The organism is Polystyrenella longa (assembly GCF_007750395.1).
Lineage (GTDB): Bacteria > Planctomycetota > Planctomycetia > Planctomycetales > Planctomycetaceae > Polystyrenella > Polystyrenella longa.
The window spans coordinates 5,273,569-5,298,441 of sequence record NZ_CP036281.1; the positions used below are offsets into that span (position 1 = coordinate 5,273,569).

At 50.9% G+C, this 24,873-nt stretch carries 12 protein-coding genes; 5 read left to right on the forward strand and 7 right to left on the reverse strand.

All coding sequences use genetic code 11. From position 1 onward, the window contains the following. Positions 1 to 444: 444 nt before the first annotated feature. The gene (locus tag Pla110_RS19480) at positions 445 to 3,135 is read left to right on the forward strand and encodes a M16 family metallopeptidase (protein ID WP_231742627.1); all 2,691 of its coding nucleotides are present in this window, start codon (positions 445 to 447) and stop codon (positions 3,133 to 3,135) included. Positions 3,136 to 3,260: 125 nt separating this feature from the next. Here the strand turns inward: Pla110_RS19480 and Pla110_RS19485 are convergent, their stop codons facing one another. Continuing rightward, a complete protein-coding gene (locus Pla110_RS19485) occupies positions 3,261 to 4,088 on the reverse strand; it encodes a phytanoyl-CoA dioxygenase family protein (protein WP_144998320.1) in 828 nt (275 codons plus the stop codon). Between the two features lie 507 nt (positions 4,089 to 4,595). On the opposite strand from Pla110_RS19485, the gene Pla110_RS19490 reads away from it, so the two are divergent. Beyond that, positions 4,596 to 6,197 carry an efflux RND transporter periplasmic adaptor subunit gene (locus tag Pla110_RS19490; protein ID WP_144998322.1) on the forward strand — a complete coding sequence of 534 codons (1,602 nt, stop codon included), beginning with the start codon at positions 4,596 to 4,598 and terminating at the stop codon, positions 6,195 to 6,197. 26 nt (positions 6,198 to 6,223) lie between these two features. Here the strand turns inward: Pla110_RS19490 and uvrA are convergent, their stop codons facing one another. Both uvrA and Pla110_RS19500 read right to left on the reverse strand, forming a co-directional pair. After that, a complete protein-coding gene (gene uvrA, locus Pla110_RS19495) occupies positions 6,224 to 13,180 on the reverse strand; it encodes an excinuclease ABC subunit UvrA (protein WP_144998324.1) in 6,957 nt (2,318 codons plus the stop codon). Positions 13,181 to 13,354: 174 nt separating this feature from the next. Next, positions 13,355 to 15,307 (reverse strand): hypothetical protein, encoded by a 1,953-nt coding sequence (locus tag Pla110_RS19500; protein ID WP_197440311.1) that lies wholly within the window; start codon positions 15,305 to 15,307, stop codon positions 13,355 to 13,357. 759 nt (positions 15,308 to 16,066) lie between these two features. Between Pla110_RS19500 and Pla110_RS19505 the strand changes: the two genes are divergently transcribed. Continuing rightward, entirely contained in the window at positions 16,067 to 17,806 is a 1,740-nt protein-coding gene (locus Pla110_RS19505; protein ID WP_144998328.1) for a right-handed parallel beta-helix repeat-containing protein, read from the forward strand. Between the two features lie 348 nt (positions 17,807 to 18,154). Next, positions 18,155 to 19,432, forward strand: coding sequence for a DUF922 domain-containing protein (locus Pla110_RS19510; RefSeq protein ID WP_197440312.1), 1,278 nt, complete (start codon positions 18,155 to 18,157; stop codon positions 19,430 to 19,432). Positions 19,433 to 19,459: 27 nt separating this feature from the next. Here Pla110_RS19510 and Pla110_RS19515 read toward each other — a convergent pair whose 3' ends face one another. Both Pla110_RS19515 and Pla110_RS19520 read right to left on the reverse strand, forming a co-directional pair. Continuing rightward, positions 19,460 to 20,440 carry a bifunctional methionine sulfoxide reductase B/A protein gene (locus Pla110_RS19515; protein ID WP_144998333.1) on the reverse strand — a complete coding sequence of 327 codons (981 nt, stop codon included), beginning with the start codon at positions 20,438 to 20,440 and terminating at the stop codon, positions 19,460 to 19,462. Between the two features lie 321 nt (positions 20,441 to 20,761). After that, entirely contained in the window at positions 20,762 to 21,667 is a 906-nt protein-coding gene (locus Pla110_RS19520; protein WP_144998335.1) for a dienelactone hydrolase family protein, read from the reverse strand. Between the two features lie 418 nt (positions 21,668 to 22,085). Here Pla110_RS19520 and Pla110_RS19525 point away from each other — a divergent pair, with 418 nt between their 5' ends. Beyond that, a complete protein-coding gene (locus Pla110_RS19525; protein ID WP_144998337.1) occupies positions 22,086 to 22,364 on the forward strand; it encodes a hypothetical protein in 279 nt (92 codons plus the stop codon). A gap of 26 nt (positions 22,365 to 22,390) precedes the next feature. Here the strand turns inward: Pla110_RS19525 and Pla110_RS19530 are convergent, their stop codons facing one another. Beyond that, complete coding sequence (locus Pla110_RS19530) at positions 22,391 to 23,173, reverse strand: SDR family NAD(P)-dependent oxidoreductase (protein ID WP_144998339.1); 783 nt, start codon at positions 23,171 to 23,173, stop codon at positions 22,391 to 22,393. Between the two features lie 133 nt (positions 23,174 to 23,306). After that, a complete protein-coding gene (locus Pla110_RS19535) occupies positions 23,307 to 24,836 on the reverse strand; it encodes a mercuric reductase (RefSeq protein ID WP_144998342.1) in 1,530 nt (509 codons plus the stop codon). Between the last annotated feature and the right edge of the window lie 37 nt (positions 24,837 to 24,873).

Here is a 24,873-nt window from a genome sequence, read left to right on the forward strand (position 1 = left end):
CCTTCGGTTTCTTCTTAAATAATAAGGAAAAACTCAGGATCACTGGACTGCCACGTCCCCCTGGGAGCGAGTGTGTCAAACGACTTCGGGCCGCCGCGGTCGAGGATTTGCTGGCTCTGCACGACGGAACAGAAGAGAAGGTTCCAACCCGGACGAAAGCCGTCTTCAATCAGGGAAATTGGGGATATCCAATTCACTCCAACCGAGACTCCCGATGGAGGTTTTCAGGGATATTGAAGTCTGCTCGAATCCTTGCCTGAATGGCTTTCCCTGGTTAACAAGATTGACGAACTTGCCTCAGATCGCGATGATTCATGTGCGTAGAGCTGTCACTCGCCTCCCATGTCGATCTCTGTTTGGATCGCTTTGCGAAGCCGCAAAGAACGGGGCGAGTTGATGATCCAGTCTACCGTGCCAATCGCATCAGAGGAGATTCGCGACATCATGAAATCGATTATCCGTCTATTCACCATTACAGGATGTATGCTTGCCATGACGGCTCTTACCGGATCGGGAACACATTCCCATTCCGCCCTGGCGGCCGAACCGGCCCATCGTAGTCAAGCTGTTGTCGAATACACTTCCCGCCAGCCACTGGGGCAGGGGGTGACTCTTGCCAAGCTGTCCAATGGCATGACCGTGATCGTACAGGAGAATCACGCTACCGCCCTGGCAACGGTCCGTTGCTACGTCACCAACACGGGGGGAGCCTACGAAGGCGAATACCTGGGAGCGGGAATCAGTCACCTGGTCGAACATCTGGTTTCGGGCGGCACGACCGACAAACGGTCGGAAGATGACGTTCAGGAACTGGTTGATTCATTGGGTGGCAAAACTAACGCCTATACGTCGAACAATATTACAGCCTACTACATCGACGCCCCTGCCAAACGAGTTGACTTGGCGATCGAACTAATCGCTGACAGCATGCAACACTGCATCATTCCTGAAGAAGAATATCTCCGCGAACTGGGTGTGGTGCAACGTGAATTGGAAATGGGGCTCAGCCAGCGTGACCGCGTCGGTTACCAGGCGATGAAACAACTCATCTTTACCGAACATCCCATGCAGCATCCGATTGTCGGTTACCTTCAAGTACTGCAGGGCACCACACTGGAAGACGTTCGTACCTTTTATAAAACACGTTACGTCCCTCAAAACATGATTTTCGTCGTCGGCGGCGATGTGCAGACCGAAGATATTTTGAACCAGGTGAAAGAGCAGTTCCAGGGATTTCTCCGAACTCATGATCGTGGTGTTGTCCTCGCAGAGGAACCACCTCAGGCTTCTCCCCGCGAAACGACCATCGAGATGGAAGGCGAAACAGTCGAACTGAGCGTGGCCTGGCCAACCGTGATGTTGCAGGACCCTGAACTGTACCCACTGGATGTTGCCAGTTATGTGCTGACCAATGGTGACAGTGCCCGCCTGACGAAACGGTTGAAAATCGATGAGCCTTTGGCGGTATCGGTCTCCAGTGCTTCCTACACACCGGGTGATGTTCCCGGGTGGTTTCAAGTTTCCGTCGAATGCAAAGCGGAAAACGTGGAGCGATGTCGTGAAATCATCATGGAAGAAATCGAACGCTTAAAAACAGAACCTGTCAGCGCAGCGGAGTTGGCCAAAGTCAAACAACAGAAGGCTGCAGAGCATGTCTTCAGCCAGCAGACGGTTCAATCCAAAGTGGAATCGCTGGCACGCAGTTTTCAATCAACAGGTGACCCCCTGTTCGATGAACAATATGTTAAAGGAATCCAGACCGTCACCGCCGATGAGATTCAGGCTGTCGCCAAGCAGTTCTTCGTACCCCAGCGACTCAACACTGTGCGCCTCGTTCCGATAGGACTGCGGGAAGCAACGAACGAAGCAGCGGAAGCTGAGCTGGAGTCGGATGTCATTCGTAAAGAACTTCCGAACGGAGTGACATTGCTTCTGAAACGGCATGCCGTGACACCGCTGGTCAGCATGCAACTGTTTACCGTCGCGGGAGTCCTCAGCGATACAGAAGAAACTGCTGGTCGTGCCGCCCTGGCCGCCAGCCTGTTTGACCGGGGAACTGAAAAGTATACAGCGGATCAAATCTCGGAATACTTCGACTCGATCGGTGGTAATTTGACTGTGGAATCACAGCGTAACACGACCTACCTTCAATCGACTGTGCTCAGCCAGAATTTTGAAGAAGCTTTTGATTACCTGTTTCAGGTGGCAACAGCTCCTCTCTTCCTTGAAGAAGAGTTCACCAAAGCACAGACCCGACAACTATCTTTGATCGCTGCCCGAAAAGCGAATCCCCAAGCCGAAATCATGGACTTGTGGGTCGACCAATTGCCAGCCGACGAGGCATACAGCCGCACGGTTCTGGGGAATTCAGAAACGGTCGCCAAGTTGACGGTCAACGACTGTCGCAGTTTTCACAACAACTTGTTTGTCCCCGAAAATATGGTGATCACCATCTATGGGGACATCGATATTAAAGCAGCTGAAAAGCTGGTCAACGACACCTTTGGGCAGCTACCTGCCAAAAGTTTCACTCCACCAGAATTTCCCACAACACATGCCCGCTCTGAAGCGTCATCGGCGACCGCGACAAACCGGCGAGCAGGAACGGCCCTGGTGATGCTGGGTTATCCGACTGTTTCTGTTCTCGACGCCGACACTCGGGCAACCCTGGAAGTGATTCAGACTTATCTAACAGGGGGGTTAGGTGGAAAGCTTTACGCCGAACTCCGTGGCGCACGTCTCGTTTATTATGTTTATGGATTTGAGCTGTCAGGGCTCGCTCCGGGTTATTTCGCCTTCCTGGCACAAACAACTCCCGACGCCGTCGATGAAGTTATTTCCCGCACCGAGGCCAATCTGACTGAACTTCGGGAGAATGGAGTCGACGAGGAGACGCTCACCAAGGTGAAAGAGAAAATGATCGCCAAGGAAGCCATGTCCAAAACAACCGCTACCGAGCAAGCTTTCTCGGACGGCCTTGATGAACTATACGGCCTCGGCTACGACTACAGTAAAAAGTACGACGAGCGGATCAACGCGGTCACTTCGGAAGACATTCAGAAAGTCATCGAAACCTACTTCCACGACCCCGTGGTTGTACGAACGATTCCTATTGAATCCGAAGAAGCTAAGTAAACCGTTCGAAAACGAACTGTTTGAAACAGTCTCACAATAAAAAAGAGCGAACCTGTGATCAGGTTTCGCTCTTTTTTTGTTTCTCGGGACGACCAAAGAGGCCGTGTTGTCATAGTCGGTTGAGATTAATCTTCGATGGCAGGCGGTGCAGGTAACATTAATTCCGGAAGCGCGGCTGACCGGCTACCCGGAGTCGGCTTGTTATCCGCCGGCCGGAAGGTGAACACCACTGAATGCTTCGTTTGCTCGCTGACATTTTCACTCGCTGCATGCAGGGCGAGGACATGGAAGAACAGTACATCGCCCGGTTGCAGTTCTGCTTCAATACGGCTGTTAACCAGCGCCTGGTTCTTCGGGTCATCTTCGCTGAAGAACTGAGCTTGGTCGAAGGCATGATCCGCCGGGTTCATACGGTGAGACCGGGGAATGATTTGCAAACATCCGTTGTGGCTCTCTTCATGATCGAGCGCTAACCAGGCGTTTACTAATTCGGGGCGTTGGTATGACCAGTAGCGAATATCCTGATGCCAGCCGGTGCGACTGCTGAATCTTGGTTGCTTAGTCATGATGCAATTATGATGTGCCAGCGGCATCACCAGTTCTGGACCCAGCAGTTGGGATAAACGCCCCAGCATTTGAGGAGAGGAAACCCACTCCGTAAAACAGACATCGCGAGCGTGTGCCTGCTTTAATCGGCGAATCGTGTGCCCACCGACCGAGTCGCGACTCATGGGTGAACCGGGGTACTTAACATCGGCTTCGAATTCGACCGGGAGAATGGTCTCGTCTAAATGCTTGCGGGTCACTTTCCGCATTTGTTCGACCAGTTCGGAATCTGCCAAATTACGCACGATGATGTAACCTTCGCGCTGGAACTGCGCCACTTCTTCCTTAGAGAAGAAGTTTCCCGGAGGAAACGTGCAGATTGGAGAGGCCGTCGCGGTGCGGGTCATTTAATGCAACCTTTTGCAGTTGATAACGTTAGGGCCATCAGCCGATTCTTATCGAAGGTAAAATTCTTCGTTTGATCAAGCCTCTGTTTCCTGATTTCGAGACAGGAACTACCCTTCTCGGGAATTTAAATGATTTTACTCTGTTTGATCGAACAAAGAAGTCGGAATTAAGTCACAATGAAATAGATTTGGAAACGAAAAAGATCGTAAAACTGGAATTTGTTTCTGAATCAGGTCCTGCTGAAGGACCGAAGTCCCCCAGATTCAGCACCGGCGGGGGCCATTAGAATTCCCCACGGAACCAAAAATCGGGTGTATTCGAGTGCTTATTGAGAAAAATTAAGGAATTTCGCCACCTGATCTAAGTCGCCGGGAAGACCCGGCTCTATTATTGTAAACACGCTCAATGAAAATGGAATCAACAACTTAATAGGGAAGTTAGACTCACCTGAGCACATCGATTTGGATCACCTGATCGACGTCGCGGGATCAACTTTTAAGAGGCACATGGGAAACGAAAAGATCACTAAAAAACAGAACTTCAAATCGAAACTGCCAATGGTGATGGTCTCGGTGATCGCCGTGCTATTGCTAACTGGAACTGTATTTGGATTCCTGTATCTGAAGTCCTTGAAAAAATCTCCTGAGAGTCGTGACGCACGCGAACTGGTTTACAAAGTTACTGTCTACGATGCCAATCCGAGCCAGGTTCAGCGAATTATTACCGGCTTCGGAACCGCCAAGGCAGACCGTGAAGTGGTGGTGTCGGCTCAGGTTGCAGGTGAAGTGGTGCAGACCAATCCTCGTCTGGAAGTAGGCGAAAAAATGATCGCCCATGGAGAGTCCGAGCGGATACCTCCCGATCTGTTGATCCGCATTGACCCGACCACTTACCAACAAAAAGTATCCCAAGCCAATAGTATGCTCGCCTCCGACCGAGCCGAACTGGCCCGGTTAAACAAAGAGGAAATTAATCAACGGGAAGTCCTCGATAAAGCTGAGGCGGACCTGAAAGTCTACCGGGAACAATTCCAGCGAGTACAGGGCCTGAAAACTCGGGGAGTCGCTTCTTCATCCGAACTCGATCAGGCCCAGTTGGAGCTACAACGATACGAAACCGTTCTGTTGCGAGCGGAAAATGAAAATAAACTTTACCCACTACAGAGAGAAAAGTTAGAGCGGCAGATTGAAAACCACGAGCAGGATCTGCAGCTGGCCGAACATAATCTGAGACGAACCGAAGTGAACCCGCCTTTCAATGCGGTCGTCAGTGAGGTCTCCGTCGAATTGGGTGAGTATGTCAACGTCGGCAAAGAACTTCTTAAAATGGTCGACCTGAGTCTGGTGGAAGTCCCCGTTTCGATCACGATGAAGGACTATGCCTTTCTGAAAGCACAACTGGACGATAAAGTCTATCCGCTGGTAGAACTGGCCGAAAACGAAACAGCCAGTTCGCGCTGGTATGGAAATATCGTGCGGCTGTCCCCTGTGATGAACGAACAAACACGCACCGTCAAAGTATTCGTGCAGGTGAATAATCGCGAACAGACGGCCCCCTTGTTGCCCGGAACCTTCGTGCATGCACGCATTGAAGGAGACATTCTCGAAGACGTCCTCATCGTTCCGCGCGATGCCATTCAGAACGGTCAGATCTTTGTTGCTTCCAGTGAGCCAGTTCCTCGGCCCAAGTCTCCAACAGATCGAGATGAAGATGATAAAGAGAGCGCAAAGCAGGATGAGGCGAAGGGAACGAAAGGGAATCAGGCAGACACATTAACAGAAGACACAGCAACAGACAAAGTTGCTAAGGATGATCGCCCGCCCGTGTACGCGGTGGAAGCCCGGTCTGTTGAAGTAGAACAGACACTGCAATCTCTGGCCGTGATCTCTGCCGGAGTCAATCCGGGCGAAGTCGTCGTTATGTCCAACCTCGATGTGATCCACGACGGGGCCAAAATCGAAGTTTATACGCGACGTAATCTCACCGAAGAAATCAAATCCCAACGAGTGCGGGTTGCCCGAAAAGTTCAAACAGCGAAATCGAAACTTCCTCCTGTCGATCAACCGATGGAGAGTAGTTTGAATTCACCGACTTCGGCCCCTCGTTGAGCAATACTTAAGCGACGAGTTAATCCTTAAAGCGAGCCGGCAAAACTTTCGATCAACTTAGGAAACTCGGGAGAACGTACCTGGGCCGGGTCATCCAACCGAATTTTCACCGTATGCCCACCCGCCGAGGTCTCTTTGATCTCGCGGTCTGCCCCCAGGGTAGCGATGCGACCAAGAGTAATTTCTCCCTGTTTGTCGAATAACGTCAGGTCGACTCCTTCCCGCCGTTTGGTATGGATCGTCGCCACCTTCTTGCTGGTCGGTTTGTGCGTGATTTTAATCATCTGTTTCTGAGCATAATCCATTTCCAGGTTTTCGTCCTGCTCACACAGATCACAAAGTGCATCGATCAATTCCGCCGGCCAACTGACTCGCTTGTTACTGGGGAAACCTTTTCGCAATAAATGCCATTTGCGTCCCAACAGCTTCCACGGCATCAAGTCAGCCGGGTTCAGTTTCGCCTGCTCTTTCACAGTTCCCTGAAATGCATTCGCCGCTTCGCTCAGGAAACCTCGAAAGGCATCGGTCGTGACGTCGCCAGCAGTATGAATCGTAATCTGCACTTCCTGCCACGGACCCTTTTTGTTCTTCACTCGCACGCGCGTTCCCCGGTTGTAAACGGGAATATCATCCAGGTCATCCACAGAGGTGAGCGCGAGCCGACTTCCCAGATCATCCTGCTCGAACGTTTTCTTAGGGACACGGAACTTGAGTGTTAACAACCATTCGTCGGACGTCAACGCATGCAGGAACCAACTGTTCTCTTTGCCTTGCCCTTTAATTTCAACCGTCGAACGATGGTTCCAGTTCGGTTCCGAGAGAGAGAATTTGGCAGAGAGATATTCAACGACTTCGTCGAGAGCTTCTCCTTCCCAGCGACATGGTTTTCCGGAAAGGCTGACCCGGTCCTGCGTATGCCAGCGACGACCATCGACTTGCCATGGACTTTTTTCTTCTTTACCAATGTCTTTCAGATCGAGATCGCCCGCCTGTTTTTTCGATTCCCGTTTGGCATCGTAAATCTCAAGATCTTCCCGACGAGCCGACTGCAGAATGGGCTTGAGCAATTCGCCGGTGTAGGAACGGAATAACTCGGATGTTTCTTTCTTACGTCCCTTCGATTTAACACTCTGTCCGTTACTTTTGCCTGAGGTTATTTCCTGATAATGATCAGCATGAGCGACCACAGTCTCGGGGGTCCCTTGGACGACAATGTTACCGCCCCCTTCACCTGCTTCAGGACCAAGGTCGACAAGCCAGTCGGCCATTTTGATCACGTCCATGTTGTGCTCGATCACAACGACCGTATTTCCTGCTTCGACAAGACTGTTTAAGACTTTGAGCAGTTTAGCAATGTCATCGAAGTGCAGCCCCGTGGTCGGTTCATCCAGAATATACAATGTTTTTCCCGAATGAGGACGGACCAGTTCTGAAGCCAGTTTAACCCGCTGAGCCTCCCCACCTGACAACGTCGGAGCAGATTGTCCTAAAGTGAGGTAGTCGAGTCCGATCGAACAGAGGGTTCCCAGGTAACTGCGAATTTTTGGGATGTTATTAAACAACTCGTAGGCCAGACCGATTGGCAATTCCAAAACATCCGCGATGGAATGTCCGTTGAATTTAATGTCGAGCGTTTCCTGATTGTACCGTTTTCCGTGACAGGTTTCGCACTCCACCCAGACGTCAGGGAGGAAGTGCATCTCGATACATTTCTGACCGTTCCCTTCACAGTCTTCGCACCGTCCCCCCGCTCGATTAAAGCTGAAGCGGCCGGGCCGGTAACCACGGACGCGCGATTCCGGTAGCCGAGTGAAGAGTTCGCGAATGTGTTCAAACACGCCGGTATAGGTCGCCGGGTTGGAGGCGGGAGTGTTGCCCAGCGGTTGTTGATCAACGGTGATCACTTTGTTGATTTCACTCACACCCAACAATTCATCGAACGCACCTGCGGGATCAGAACTGTTCGTCAGTTGCTGCTGCAGGGCACGGGAGAGCGTCTCTTCAACCAGGGTACTTTTCCCGGAACCACTTACCCCCGTGATGCAGGTAAACGTTCCCATCGGAATTTTGAGATCGACATCCCGCAGATTGCGATGTCGCACTCCCAGAAGTTCAATCCATCCGCGGTCGTGAGGTTCGCCCTCGATAACGCGACGCTGTTTGGGAATCGGGATTCCCTGTTTTCCAGAAAGGTAATCTCCCGTAAGCGTTTTCATACGGGTTAGCTGTTTGAGTGTTCCTCGGCCGACAATTTCCCCTCCCATACGTCCCGCCCCTGGACCGAAATCGACTAACTGGTCGGCGGCTTCCATTACTTCGCGGTCGTGTTCGACCACGATGAGTGTATTTCCCAGGTCTCGCAATTTTTGAAGTGCTTCGAGCAGTCGGGTATTGTCGCGGGGATGAAGCCCGATCGTCGGTTCGTCGAGTACATACAGCACGCCCGTCAAAGCGCGGCCAATCTGCCCCGCCAGACGAATGCGTTGTGCCTCACCGCCGGAAAGGGTGGGTAACCCACGTTCCAGACTCAAGTAGTTCAAACCGACATCAACCAGAAATTCCAATCGGCTGTGAGCTTCGTCGAGTAGGTCCCCGGCGATTTTCTTGTCGTCTTTTTTCAGCTTGATCTGCGCGAGGAATTGCAGGCTTTCTTCCAGCGACATCTGACAGATTTGCTGAATGGTCTGTTCGTGAAATCGGACCGCGGCGGAATCGTCTCGCAAGCGGCTGCCGCCACAGTACGAGCAGGGGACTTCTCCGATCATGTCGAGGAGTTTACGGCGGTGCGAGTAGGAGACGCGGGCCGCTTCTTCAATCGCGGGGTAGAGACCCTTGTATTGAATTTTGAGTTTGGGTCCTTTGCCTGAACCAATCTCGATCCAGCGATCACCACCGTTCAGGATAACTCGCTGCTGTTGCGGTCCGAGTTTGTCAAAGGGAACATCCAAGGGGATTCGGTATGACTTGGAAAGGCCTTTGAGGAAAGAATTGAACAGTGGGTTTTTAGACGGTAATGGCCAGGCGGCAATCGCTCCTTCGGCGAGTGTTTTTTTCGCGTCGGCAATTAAGGATGTCAGGTCCGTACCCTGCTCGGTTCCAATTCCTTCACACGCTTCACACCATCCGAGCGGACTGTTGAACGAGAAGTTCTGCGGAGTCAGTTCTTCAAAGCTGCGACTACATTCATGACAGGCCAGATGCAGACTGTAGTAATCGAGTTCCCATTCAGTTTCTTCTCTGTCTTCTTCGACATGGGCGACATGTAATTCACCCGCGCCCAGATCGAACGCCGTTTCAATCGAACTGGCCAGACGCGAACGGGATTGTTTGCCCAGCGTAATCCTGTCGACGACGATCTCTACGGTATGCTGTCGGCGACGGTCGATCTCGGGGACATCATCAATACGGTAGGTTTCACCATTGACTCGTACACGGGCGTAACCTTGAGCCTTTAAGCGTTCCCATAAGGTTTCGTACTTCTGACCCACGCGAATTGTTTGCGGCGCGAGAATTAGAATCCGACCTTCTTCAGCAGAGGTCAAAATCTGCGCGACGACTTGGTCGTGGGTCTGCGTCGCTATCGGGATTTCGCAATCAGGACAGTATCGGGTTCCCAAACGCGTAAACAAGACCCGGAGATAGTCGTATATCTCGGTGACCGTCCCTACGGTGGACCGGGGAGTGTGGCCTGTATTTTTTTGCTCGATCGCAATCGAAGGGGAGAGTCCGTGGATATGCTCTACGCGTGGCTTGGGCATCTGGCCGAGGAACTGGCGGGCATAAGAAGAGAGCGATTCAACGTATCGCCGCTGCCCCTCTGCATACAGCGTATCCATGGCAAGCGATGATTTGCCGCTACCACTGGGGCCGCAGAAGACACTCATCCGATTGCGGGGGAGCGTGAGGTTGAGGTCCTGCAAATTGTGCTGCCGCGCACCGCGGATGTTGATCTCTTTGGCTTCGGTATAGGTTGCCCGTTTTTTCGTTTTTCCATTCGTTTGTCCGTTTTCACTTTCATTAGTCCCCGGACCAAGGGGGATGAGTCGTGCAGGAATTTGCGACTTCTTCGGGGCGGGTTTAGGCTTCATGTCGAGCAATGGAGCCAAGGCACGACCTGTATAGGATAATCGATTGGCGGCGATTTCTTCCGGTCGACCGGCGAGTACGACTTCTCCTCCACCCCGTCCCCCTTCCGGGCCAAGGTCGATTACCCAGTCGGCCGTTTTGATCACATCGAGGTTATGTTCCACCACGATGACTGTATTTCCGGCGTCGACAAAGCCGTGCAACACTTCGAGCAGTTTATGAATATCGGCGAAATGAAGTCCCGTGGTGGGTTCGTCGAGAATATAAACAGACTTGCCGGTCGAACGTTTGCTCAACTCGCGAGCCAGTTTGACTCGCTGTGCTTCCCCACCGGATAAAGTCGGAGAAGGTTGCCCCAGTTTGAGGTAATCGAGCCCGACATCGTGAAGGGTCTGCAACTGCCGTTTGATTTTGGGGATATTCTCGAACAGTTCGAGCGCTTCCTGGACGTCCATGTTAAGGACTTCGGCGATGTTGTACCCTTTGAACTGAATATCGAGCGTTTCATGCTGAAATCGATCCCCTTCGCAAACAGGACAGGTCACCCAGATATCGGCCAGGAAGTCCATTTCAAGCTTGGTCGCTCCGTAACCATCGCACGCAGCGCAACGTCCCGCCTCGACGTTAAAACTGAAGCGGCCTGGTTTGAATCCACGCGCCCGAGATTCGGGAAGATTCGCATACAGGTTGCGAATCTGATCGAAGAGTTTGACATAGGTCGCAGGATTGGAACGAGGGGTTCGTCCAATAGGAGACTGGTCGATGTCGATCGCTTTATCAACCAGTTCTAAACCGTGAAACGCAGAGTGTTTTCCCGGGTCCCCTTTACCCTTGTTGAGTTCCCGATTCAGAATCTGCCAGAGGATATCGTTGATTAATGAACTCTTTCCGGATCCGCTCACTCCGGTGACGCAGATGAAACTGCCCAGGGGAAAGTCGACATCGACTCCTTTCAGGTTGTTGTGCGCCGCTCCTTCGATGCGCAATTTGTTTTCACTAATGGGGCGGCGTTCTTCTGGAACAGCAATTTTCAGTTTGCCGGAAAGGTACTGGCCGGTGAGGCTCTTTTTCGATTTTTTGACTTTCGCGAGGGAACCCTCGACGGTGACTTCTCCTCCTCGTACGCCCGGGCCGGGGCCGAAATCGATGAGGTGATCGGCTGCCCGCATGGTTTCTTCATCGTGTTCGACGACTACGACGGTATTGCCCTGATCACGCAGATTGCAGAGGCTATCTAACAACAACGTATTGTCTCGCGGATGAAGGCCAATGGAAGGCTCGTCCAGAATGTAAACAACTCCGACCAGTCCGCTACCGATTTGACTGGCGAGGCGGATTCGTTGGGTTTCCCCACCCGACAGTGTGGGGGCGGTACGGTCGAGAGCCAGATAATCGAGACCACACCGGAGCAGAAATCCAAGCCGACCGCGAATCTCTTTCAGCGCTTCTTCCGCAATGATAAAGTCGGTGGCGTTCAATTTGAGTTCGAAAAAGAATTCCGCCGCTTCGCGAATACTGAGTCCACAGACGTCGGGCAGGGAGAGTTCGTAAGCATCGTGTTCTTTGCGGAACGTCCGGTCGCTCGAGGTGAGTTTGACATGCTGTGCCTGAGGATTGAGCCGCGAACCGTGACAGGAGGTACAGTCGACTATCTCCATGTATTTTTCGAGCTGGCGACGACGCATCGGGTTGCGTGTTTTGCGGTACGATTCGAGGAGTTCGTCGATGTAACCCTCATACGTGTCGCCATGTTTCCAGACTCCTCCGGAGTGTCGCCAGCTGAAAGTGATGAGCCGATCCCCCAAACCGTGCATAAAGAGATCTTGTGCTTCGGAGGGAAGAGCTTGCCAGGGAGTTTTCAGGAAACTACCCGACTTCAGATCGAGGTCCTTTTCGATGGCCTCGCCGATTCCTTTGTAAAGATGTCGACGCCAACGACCCAGCGACTTGGAAGTTCCCAGAAGATGCAGTGCTCCCTTTAACAGGGGCTTCCGCGCATCAGCAATTAATTGCTCCGACTGAAATTCATGCCGGCGACCCAAACCATTACATTCGGGACACATCCCGAGTGGGCTGTTAAAGCTGAAAAGTTGCGGGCTGGGTGGATCAAATCCGGTGTGACAGCTGGGACAGGAATACTTGGCGCTGAAGAGACGTTCTTTGAGATCTCGACTCGTCTCTTCCGGGACGAACAATAATTGTCCGCCGGAAACGCGAAGTCCATTTTGCACCGCTTCGGCAACTCGGTTACGAGCCGTTTTTCCGCCCGTCATACGATCAATGACGACCTCAATCGTATGCTTCATCTGACGATCGAGGCGCAAGTCGTCGGTCAGCGAGACCAGATTCCCGTCGACGCGGGCGCGGAGGAAACCTTGCTTCAACAAGTCTTCCAGGAAATCGCGGAACTCCCCTTTCTGCTGCTGAACGAGCGGCGCCAGCAATTGATAGCGAGTTCCCTCGGGGACTTGCTGTAACAGATCAATGATCTGCTCACTGGATTGAGCCGAAATGGGAACATGACAGTTCGGACAATAGGAGGTGCCGACGCGAGCATAGAGAACGCGAAGGTAGTCGTAGATTTCGGTAATCGTACCGACGGTACTGCGGGGGTTCCGTCCACTCGATTTCTGCTGAATGGAAATGGACGGGGCGAGACCAGTAACGGCATCGACCTCCGGTTTGGGAAGTTGCCCCAGGAACTGGCGGGCGTAGGTCGAGAGAGACTCAATATATCGGCGTTGCCCCTCAGCGTAGAGAGTATCAAACGCGAGGGAGCTCTTACCGGACCCGCTGACTCCAGTCATGCAGATCAGACGGTTACGGGGAAGGGTGACAGAGACGTCCTGCAGGTTATGTTCGCGCGCACCACGAATGGTGATATCGGTCAGGCTCATGTTCGGGCAACAGCATCCTAAGGGGGGAAACCGGTCGGCTGGAAATCTTAAGTACCAATATAATAGAGGTCACAGAAGTATAGGCCAGTGGTTTTCCATGCGACAACTGTACAAGCCGGGAGAGCTGTCAGGGTTTACTCGGTTTTGCGACCCATTTCAGGGTTCAGAGCAGTCTCAATACGAGCTCCTCATAGGAGATGTCAACTTACTTGTTGGTAGCTCGTCGACAATATTTTTACGGGGGAAGGTGGTCTTCAGCTCTTGAATGCTCTCTGCCGACAGACCGGTCTCTTTGATGACTAAGCGGCTGACTCTCGGCATCTTCTTGAGAGCCGGTAGGCAGGCGTCGGTGATGTTTGTCTGGGATACATCTAGAACATATAAATTCGGGAATTGGGTTAACAACATTATTCCCTCATCCGAAATTGCCGTGCGGGAAAGATTCAAAACAGAGAAATAGACGTGTTGCTCATGGGAGACCATTTCAGCCAACAATTTGTCCGTGACTTGAGTTCCGGACAAATTAATTGACAATCGGGGGCGTCCTTTACTGGTGAGTTCCTCAAAAGCAGAGATAAACCCGGCATCGCTAATCTCGGTATCACTCAGGTTCAGCGTTGTCATCGCGCTATTCTGTAGAATGTGCGGCAGCGCTTCGTCGGTAATATTGCTTCCAGAAAAATCGATGCTCCAATTGATATTGTTCCCGAAGACTACTACCCCTAATACTGCCTCACTTTTGTTTTGTTCTTCTGATTCCGCCCCCTCGGAATCTTTCGAGAGATGACTTTCCAGTTCGACGAGATAATCCTTAGTCACATCGGATACTTTGAACTCAAACCCCGACAGTTTCCGCTTTTTCAACAAGCGATAGGTCTCCCAGTCGATCACGATATCAGCGAGAGATAAGTTTAGAAGTGCAGGTAGATCAGCAAGAGCTTGGACACTTTGTGATTCAACCGGATTATGGCTGAGATCAATCTGAGATAGCCCTCGAAACTTCGCCAGGTGTTTGACCCCTCTATTCTTGATCTGATTACGGCTCAGCCCAATCGAATTGAGTTTCGACATAGGAGGGATAGCCGTCACTCCTTCATCAGTAAGTCCGTTATTTGCTAAGCTGAGTCGAGTCAACCACTCCAATTTGCCGAGGTGAACTAGACCCGCATCAGTTATTTTGGTGTTATTAAGACCAAGGTCCGTGAGGTGGGACGCGTCACAAAGATATTGAAGCCCTTCGTCATCCAGCGGAGAACCAAAACAATTGAAAGACGACAAATTCGGCAATTCACCAACCGCCTTTGGCAGTTCTGAAGAGAATTCGCAATTACGTAATGTAAGATGACTAAGCTGGCCCATTTTTTGAAAGAGAGAAGCGGCTTCGTCATTAAATTTGCAATCCTCAAAGTCCAGATTCGACAAACCAGGAAGTTCACCCAGCTGCTGCATCACAAAGCGATCTAGAGTCCACCCGTTAATATGAAGCCTCCCCACCGAACTGAGAAACCGCATATGCTCCAGTGCTTCCGGTTCGACTTTTGGGTCAAGGTACAGAAAGCGATTCCAAGCGACTGGCTGATGGAGTTGCTTTAGAAGTTTCGTCGTGAGTTTATTATCTCTCCCCAAGGGTGAAGTGCTATATTGAAAAACAACTTCTTTAACCTGCGGAACATCACACATTGCTTCCCACAGAATATCGTGGTCAATTCCCGAACTGACTTCAATTTTCAGCAGCCCAGGTATGTCTTTCAGAATTTTGAGACCCATGCCGGTCATCAGAGTATTGTTTTCGAATATGATCTCTTCGAGGTTTTGAAGTTGAACGAGATGCCGTAATCCGTCGTCCGTGATGGAAGTATTTCTTAAGTGAAGCTTCTTCAGGTTGGGGAATTTCGACAGCATTTTCAGTCCGTCGTCCGTGATCTGGCGAGAACCCGGGTAAGTCTCCATCGCCGTAATTTTTTTCGGTTCGAATAGCTCGATGGCCTCTTCGATCTGACTATTTTTCGCAACCTCAATACCAACCATGCGGTCGAAACCGAGTTTGTATTGCCATTCGATCGGCATATCTGCCAGCAGAGTGGGAGTTTTTAACTCGGTCAGTTCCTGAACGCCGACCTGAGTCATTAATGAGCTTCGCTTCCAGCCTTGATAAAAAAAGTATCCTCCCACGACCAGAAATAACGATATCAAGAACAAGGAAAACTGACTGAATCGGCTCGAGTTCCTAAACTTCATCCCATCCATCTCCGTCGAGAACCAGTCTTCGGAGCGACTTGGCTCTTGATTTTTAAAGGGTTGAATTCCTGTGCTTTGGGCTTTCGACTGCCCAGATGACAAAAGCAATGAGTATGTGATCCAAACGCATGTGACAAAAAGCACAGGCCAAGTGTACAAAACCTCGCCTCAGAAATGCAGATCTTTCTCTGTAGGTGCCGCTAATTTTTTGCGGTTGAAGTCAGGATATTCAGGCCACCAACAAAAGGGGCTCTTCGCCCCATATAAATAATAGATTTAGCCTCCTCCCGAATGTTCTGAGTGACCTATATTTTTGGTGGAACATTAAACGATAAGTCTAATTGTCCTTCCGGACAAACTTACGTTTTCGCAGTCTGTTCTCGTTTATACCTTCATTCTGGCGTCTTACCGAATTTTGTCGAATTATCTGTTTAATAACAGGTTATTCGACAAGAAAAGGCTCCCGAATAAAGAGCCGACTGCGATCTTGTTTGCGCCTGAATTCCAGAGGGACGAAACAGGGCCAATAACGTCAACATTCAGGGTTTAACTCTTGTGACGATTAAATCAAAGATAACCAGTTTGCTATATGGATCGATCGATCGGTCGGGGTCTCATCACGACTCCAACTTGTCGAAGCGACGGTCGATGCCAGCTGCCCCCACTTTGGAAACGCTTGAGGCTCGCTGCCTGCTGAGTGGGAATGCGCTTCCCATTTCGACAGAGGAGATTCCGCTAGACGACGAGCAGCACATCGATTCCATCGACATGTTGCTGGGAGGGGAAGAAAACCATTCGAACTCGAGCCCCAACTTCGCCTCTTCACCGGCACAGGTAATTTCGAGCACCACACTTAACAATAATAACAACCGTCCCACTTCTGAAAATATCGCTGACAATTCCGGGGAAGGCAGTTTCGACCAGCTCTTTGATGATTTTTCCGAAGAGATGATGAGTGAGCAGGAAGGGGAGTTCTCTTACGGAGGAATGAATGGGGTCGAGATCCTTGATGATGGAACTAGCATCGTCGCAAGCTCTCCCTCCGCGTTTTTGCTTTCCTCAAGAGCAAAGTCCAATGCCGCCGGAACGTTGCAGGCGAATAATGATCTGTCCGCCAGCACTTCTCCAGAATCGATCTCAATCAACTTGAGCGTGATGAAGGTACGATTCGACGTTCGAGATTTTGGAGCTGTCGGCGATGGTGTAACCGACGACACCGCCGCACTGCAGGCCGCGCTTGATGCTGCCGCAGGGCAGGAACTATTCTTGGGAACGGGTACATATTTGATCTCGGACTCGCTTAAGATTTCTTCGAACACTCGCATGATTGGAGAAGGGTCCGGATCCGTTCTGCAGTTCACCTGGACTGACGGTTCTGAGGGGGGAGATTATTACCTAGGGAACAAGAACCGGTCGGACGAGACCAATGGTGACTACAACATCGAATTGCGAGACTTCAAACTGGTCGGAGGCAATTCGGGAAATCCCTACGGTGTCGCTACCGGTGTCATTACTCACGGTATATTTCTGCGCCGCGTCACCAATGCGCTTGTCACCGGCGTAGAAATCCAAAAGACGAGTGGTTTCGCGATTTGCAATGTCGGTATGATCAACGGCAAATTCACTAACAACATCATCCGGGACGTCGGACGAGATGGCATTACTTCTTTCCCGTTGATTAAAGATAATGACCCCAACTTCAATAACTATCCTCTCGATGGACTCGTTATTTCCAATAATCAGTTCTACAACCTGGGAGATGACGCGATTGCAGTCCATGCCGGCACTCGCACCTCGTTCAACCTGAATCATCCTCCACGCAACATCACAATCACAAACAATACGATTGTCGGTCGCATTACTGATCACGAGTTGGGACAGGGACGTGGTATTTGCTTAACGGGCGTGTGGGATGCGACTGTCACGAACAACGATATCAGCAATACCGTTTCCACGGGAATTCTCATCACATCCTGGTATAACATTTCCGTAGACCCGGGCATGACGGATGAGGCGATTCGTAGCGATAACATTCTGATCTCCTCGAACACCATTAACGGGGCCGGGGCCTCCGAAGGGCTTTCGCGAGTGAAGTATGGGGTCCAAGTGAAAGGAGTCGATCGCATTCAGTTGTTGAGTAATATCATCGCTGATGCAGCAGATCGAGGTATGGATATTCGTAGCACTACGAATATTGATGTGATCGGAAATGAAGTGCGAGGGGCCTTGGGTAATGCGGCCATTCTCTTTGGAGGTGGATCCGCCTATGACGTCGTCAACGTTGTTGTCCGTAACAACGTCCTCGAACATTGGAGCGACCAGGCGCTGGTATTCTATCATGTTATTAACAGCATCGATGACAGCAATCTCATTTCGCTTTTGACTTAAGCCGGTCTCGATTCAGTGTGAATGAATGACTTCCTAAAGCGCATTCCAGCTAACCGTAGCGTGTTCTGGCGGCGTAGCCTGCTGTATTTAAGGGCTTTCGGGACCGATAGCCGCCACACTTATCCTGGACAGGATCTAGATCTGTAGACCGATCCCTATAGGACAAATTGCGAGCAAACTCCGCTCCCTGGTCTCTTTTCGCCTCGACATCTTTTTCAGTGGGTCTATTATTAAAGCCCCCTCCCACACAAGTCGTTATCTTTAGATGACGATTGTGTTCTACTACAATGAATAATTCGACATGCTAGACGAATCATGACGATTTTATTTGGAGAGGGTATTCGCTCAATGAATAACGTGCCTTATAAACTGACGACGAGCCACTTGATTTGGCTTGCCTGTCTGATCTTCCTGTGCGAGATCGTTATTGCTGGCCCCGATGAGATCAAATCGCAGGCGCTGGAAAGCTGGAATCATAAACGGGACGAGGTTCGCTACCAGAATGCCATGCGGAAGGAATACATTGACGTCTCTTCCCTCTTCTACGCACAGATGGGATCGTCCATTCCCGGTTATAATCGCCTGGAAGAACTGACCGGGAGCATTCCGATTGCTACAGAGCGGAAGGCAGACCCGCTGGTAGAAATTCCAGAAGGAACACAAGAAGGAGATGTTCTCTTCATTGAAGGGAAGCAACCGATGGCTCTGGTTTATATCGGGATGGACTCGTTCCCGGATGCAACTCTGAAGTATCCGTTCTTTATCTATCCTTACCAGAACGGACTGGAGAAGAATACGTTTCCGCCACGTTATCACAAAGCCCTGCTGTCGGAAGATGAATTGGAAAAATACAAAGACCAGTTCAAGGAGATTGCGGATTCCGAACGAAAAGTAACCTGGCTAGCAGTTCGACAACGTGACGGGTTCCAACCCACATTTTCTCGCGACAACTTCCGAGGTAGCAAGTTTACGGTTTACCGGCATACGGGTGAAGTATCGACTCCTGCCGGGGAAGATTCCGTGGATCGAAGTCCCCTCAAGAGAGAGGACATTCCTCTTTATGATCCACAAATTAAATTCCGTTTCGAACCGGTGAAGATCTATCATTACTCCCTTGAGGCAACCTCTCTGGAAGCAGTTTACGAGGTTTTGAATACGGACTCTGAGCGAATCCCGCTGATGAAGAAGAAGATCGCCGAAGTCCAAAAGAATTACACCAAGCCGGATGGCGGGACGTTTGATCTGCAGAATAATGTCTCTTACGAGGATGGGCTCTTTGTGGGATTCTCTCCCGAATCCAGCGCGATTCAACTTTCGACAGAGACCCGGGACAGTTCCCAGGCTCACATGAAGAAAGCAACGTTCACGATGCAAGCTTTCATTTTACTTCCCCAGTGGGAAGGAGGATCTGCCGCCGAAAAGGCCGCGTGGCAGCAGACCTATGAAAAACTGCTCGACCACGAAATCGGCCATGCCAAGATCTGGAGAACGAACTGGACCGCTTGGGCAAAAAACCTCGAAGGTAAAACCTACGAAGAAGTTGTCGAACTAATCAAGAAGACATCGCAACAGGAACAGAAGGAGCAGGTTGAGTTCGACGAAAAGACCAATCATGGGTTGAAGTAAGAGAGCCCCTTTCACTCAATCGGCAATCTATGCGGGAGAAGCCTCGGTCATTTCGGGAAAGTGTTCGCGGAACTTGGCCAGTTTGGGATCAATCACGGTGAAACAGTAAGGTTTGCCATTGTTGCGATTGTAGTAGTTCTGGTGTTCCTGTTCTGCTGGATAGAATGTATCCAACGGGGCGACCTCCGTAACGACCGGTTTGCCGAGTACCGCTTCCATTTCCTGAATTAGTTTTCCCGCGACCGACTTTTCTTCTTCATTCTGATAGAAGATGACACTGCGATACTGCGTTCCGCGGTCCGCTCCCTGCTGATTTAATGTCGTTGGATTATGTGTTCCCAGATGGACTCGGACAATTTCGCCAAAGGAGACGACTTCCGGATCGTATTTGACCTGGATCACTTCAGCATGGCCCGTCGAACCAGTACAAACCTGGTTATAGGTTGGCTGTTGAACATCACCCCCACTATATCCGCTGGTAACTTCGGTTACCCCTTTGATCCGCTGGAAGATCGCCTCGGTACACCAGAAGCAGCCACCACCAAAGGTAACCGAGGCAGCTGAGTTTTCTTCCTTCTGCAAAGCGACAGCATTAATGCAATAACGCAAACCACTCGGTTCTGGCCCATCGGGAAAGACGTGACCCAAGTGGGCGTCGCATACATTACAGACGGTTTCTACACGCGTCATGCCATGGCTGGTATCTGTATTGTAAGCGACCACATTCTCCTGAACCGGCTGTGTGAACGATGGCCAACCCGTCCCACTGTCGAACTTTTCGGCAGAATCGAACAGCAACGTTCCACAGCAGACGCAGGCGTATCGGCCCGGTTCAAATCGATTGCACATGTCACTACTGAAAGCGCGTTCGGTTCCGTGTTTGCGGGTGACGCGGTATTGCTCGTCAGTGAGTGATTCGCGCCATTCGTCCTCGGACTTCATCAGCTTCCGCTCGATGGTTGGGTTTCCATTTTTGCCAAATTCCAGCACATCAGCCCAGGTCAGCATGGGATACTCACTTTCGATCAATTGATTAGCGGTTCTGAAACCCTTTGAGGGTCAAGCCCACCCTTGTTTTGCAGTCTCGAATTCAGACACAACCGGATTTCAGGACGGTATCTAAATCAGTTCGGATTTTTACCGACAGTAGACTACTCGGTGTCTTCAGGATAGAAGAGACCGATCCCTCCGCTGAGGGTTCTCCGCAATTGTACGGAGCGACCGAAAGTTTACCAACCAGTAAAACGGTCACTTGAACCGTCCTGGGACGATAAACCTGGCCAGGACGGTTCATTTGCGACATTCACTGTTTAATTAGACTCCGTTTAATTACGACTTCAGGTTTTTGTTGAAGAACTCAATCGTGCGTGTCCACGCCAACCCCGCTGCCTGTTCGTCGTAGCGTGGAGTCGTGTCGTTGTGAAATCCGTGGTTAGTGTCGTCATAAACGAAATGCGTAAAGGGTTTATCCTGCTCTTCAAGCGCTGCCTCGAATGCAGGGGCGCCCGCGAGAATTCGTTCGTCTTTGGACGCATTATGAATGAGCAGTGGAGCATCGATTTTGGAGACATCTTCCAGTTCCGGTTGACGACCGTAAAATGGAACGCCCGCATCGATGACATCGGGAATTCGAACGGCTAATTGGTAAACCATTCCGCCCCCGAAGCAAAACCCAACGGCTCCCACCTTTCCGGTAGAGAGTTCATGCGAATCGAGTAGCTTCGCTGCGGCGATGAAGTCTTCCGTCATCTCTTCGGAGTCTCGTTTTCGCTGCATCTCGCGGCCTTCCTCATCGTTCCCAGGATAACCTCCGAGGGGAGTGAGTGCATCAGGCGCAAGAGCAAGAAAACCGGCGACCGCCAGTCGACGAGCGACATCTTCGATGTAGGGATTCAATCCGCGGTTTTCATGGATGACTACGACTGCAGGAAACTTGTCTCCTTTCGCGGGATGGGCCAGCAACCCTTTCATTTCCCCCGCCCCCTTGGGGGAATCGTAGGTGATCATCTCTGCTTTGATACGAGAATCATCGGCTTTGACTTGCTCTGCCCATGCATAGTTAGGTTGCAAGCTGGACATCAATGCTTCTACGGTCATGCCGCCAACGGCGAAAACTCCGAGACTTTTGATGTAGTCGCGTCGGTTCATGCGGCCATGTGCATAGTCATCATAAATATCCAGAACTTCCTGATTGAAATCGGTCGCTTTTTTACGCTCCGTGTTTTTACGTTCCATGATGTGGCTCTCTGAGTTCAAGGTTCCAAGTGATCCGAGGAATTTCACCAACAACGCGGAAGGCGTCGACGGCAAAGTCAGACTTTATGATCACTGCCTCCGCTTGATGCGCCAAGTAGAATCTGTCCCGTTTTCTTAGTGATTTTTGATTCTTCATCCCCCTCAAAGATCGGAATGGGAAGTGATTCAATAGGCCAAGTGTCTGGTTGTCGACCCGTCAGTCTGACTTTCATGCAGCCAGTGCGTCAGGTCAATGCCGTTTATTGACTCTGAAAAAGGACACGGAACAGGAGTCGACTTCGCTGGCATGAGATATGCATGAACTATGTTCACAGCAGAAGCCAGCGATCTCTTATTCAAGGGTAAACGGGCAATCTAAACGGATGGAATCAATTCAGACCACAGAAAGGGTACCTTAATGACAACTTCGACTCACACAACGACGAACCCCGAAGTTATTCAACTCTGGACGACCGACCGCGGGGGCGTTCCCGCTGCAGTTGAAGAAACCCAAAAGAAGGGTGACCCCGGTATCTTACGAATTCATTTCCCGGAAGAAGGCAGCGAAGATACATTAACAGAGATTTCCTGGGACAACTTCTTTCAGAAATTCGAAGAAGCAAAACTCGCCTTTGTTTACGACATTCGAACCGAATCGGGAGAACTCAGTCGATTTTCCAAACTGATCTCGCGCTAGAACCGCCTTGATTTCCGAGATAATGTTTAGAAGCAGGTATCGACAATACCACCGTCGCAACGCATGGATGCTCCCGTCGTGGCCGCCGCTTGCTCACTGCACAGGTACGTGACGAGCGATGCGACTTCATCGGTGGAGGCGAAGCGTTGAATCAACGAAGAGGGGCGAGCCTCTTTAAAGAATTCCGCTTTAGTTTTTTCGAGCGATTTGCCTTCAGCCAGTCGTTCAACGAATTCTTCGACACCTTCACTCCAGGTCGGGCCGGGTAATACGCTGTTCACGGTGACGCCGGTGTCCTTAAGTGTTTTGGCGAGGCCACGGGAAATCGCCAGTTGAGCCGTTTTGGTCATTCCGTAGTGGACCATCTCCACCGGGATATTAATCCCGGATTCACTCGAGATAAATATAATGCGGCCCCAACTCTGTTTTTTCATCTGTGGAGCGACTGCTCGTGATAAGCGAATGCCGCTCATGACGTTGATTTCATAAAACCGCAGCCAATCTTCGTCGCTAATCTCTTCGAACGGCTTCGGCTCAAAGATGCCGGCATTATTAATCAGGATATCGATGCTGCCCAGCTTTTGGGCTTCTTCGATCAGTTTATCGCAACCTTCGGCCGTTGCTACATCGGCAACAACGCCATGAGTATCGCCGTCCAGCGTTTTCAATGCTTTGGAAACACTCCCTTCCGAACGTCCATTCACAACGACTTTGGCACCTTCTGCTAACAAAGACTGGGCGATCGAGCGTCCAATTCCAGATGTTGATCCTGATACGACAGCCAGCTTACCCTGCAACTTAAAATCCACCTCACACCTGCCTTCTTATCCCGAAATTTATTATCATAGCCTCACTTCATTTTTATTATTGAAGTTCCTCTCCGATAGTCAACAGGTGATCTCCGCATAGGCGTAGATTCGAGATCGATTGATAAGTTCGCCGTCAGCGCGTCAATTTGAGCCAGCAATGGAACAGCTTCTTAACGAAGGGCGTCAGTCGGGTGCGGTTGTACTGGTCACCCAGCTTACGAATTGCTTCGGCCTGAGTCGGGTAGGGGTGAATCACGGAAGCGATTTTGCCCAGACCAATTTTGTACTGCATGGCCTGTGTGATTTGATTAATCAGTTCGCCCGCGTGAGAGGCAACGATGGTCGCTCCTACAATTTGATCTGAGTTTTCTTCACAGTAGATTTCGACGAAGCCATCATCTTCTCCCTCCAGAATTGCCCGGTCTACGTCTTTCAAAGGTTGCTTATAGATCTTCAGTTTCTTTCCGTTGGACAGTGACTCCTCGGGTGTGGTACCGACATGAGCGATTTCGGGAGAGGTGTAAGTACACCAGGGAATGAGCAGCTGGCTCATTTTCGCTCGCCCCATGAAAAGCGTATTCTGAATAACGGTGCGGGCCATGAAGTCGGCCGCATGCGTGAATTGGTAACGAGAACAGATGTCACCAGCGGCATAGACTCGGGAATTTGTTGTCTCCAAGCGATCGTCCACTTGAACCCCAGTTTGGGTATCGTACTCAATACCAGCCGCCTCCATATTTAGTCCGTCACAGTTCGGAGTACGTCCGGTCGACACCAGAATTTCATCAAAGGCGATTTGGTGTTCTTTACCGTTTTGTTCGTAGATTACTTGTTTTCTTTTTCCGTTCGAATCGACCCGGACCAGGTTGGCATTGAATATGAACTCAATTCCATCTTTCTCCATGGCCTCTTGAACCTGTCGAGAGGACTCCGGTCGTTCCTTGGACAAAATATGATTTCCACGATCGATCTGAGTCACTTTGCTTCCGAAGCGAGCGAATGTCTGTGCCATTTCGCAACCGATGGGGCCGCCCCCAATTACCACGAGCTTTTCGGGAAGGGCTGTCAGTGAAAAGAGCGATTCGTTCGTCAGATATCCTGCTTCTTCCAATCCGGGAACGGGAAGCTTTGCCGCGCGTGCCCCCGTAGCGATGACGGCCCGTTTGTAATCTAATGTGCGTGCTCCTGAATCGCCCGTGACTTCGACCTGGTTCTTGCCGTTGAACTGTCCTTGACCGAAGTAGACATCGACCCCCAGTTCCTGAAATCGTTTTGCGGAATCATTGGGGCTAATCCGGGCGCGGAGGCGGCGCATGCGTTCCATCACTTCGGAGAAATCGACATCCACGTTTCCCGCCTGCACGCCATACTCGCCTGCATCCCGGATGGCGGCGATGCATCTGGCCGAACTGATCAAGGCTTTGGATGGAACACACCCGACATTCAGGCAGTCCCCTCCCATCAACCCCCGTTCTACGAGCGCGACTTTCGCCCCGAGACCTGCTGCTCCGGCTGCCGTAACTAACCCAGCCGTTCCTGCTCCGATCACCACGAGATGATACCGGCCAGACGGCTCCGGATTCTTCCATTCCGGTGGATGTACGTGTGATTGAAGAATCTGATTCTGTTCTGTCAGCGGTTCCAGTTGTTGCTTGTAGCTCATGTTTCGCTTTCTGGTTATATCCCACTAGTTCCGCACG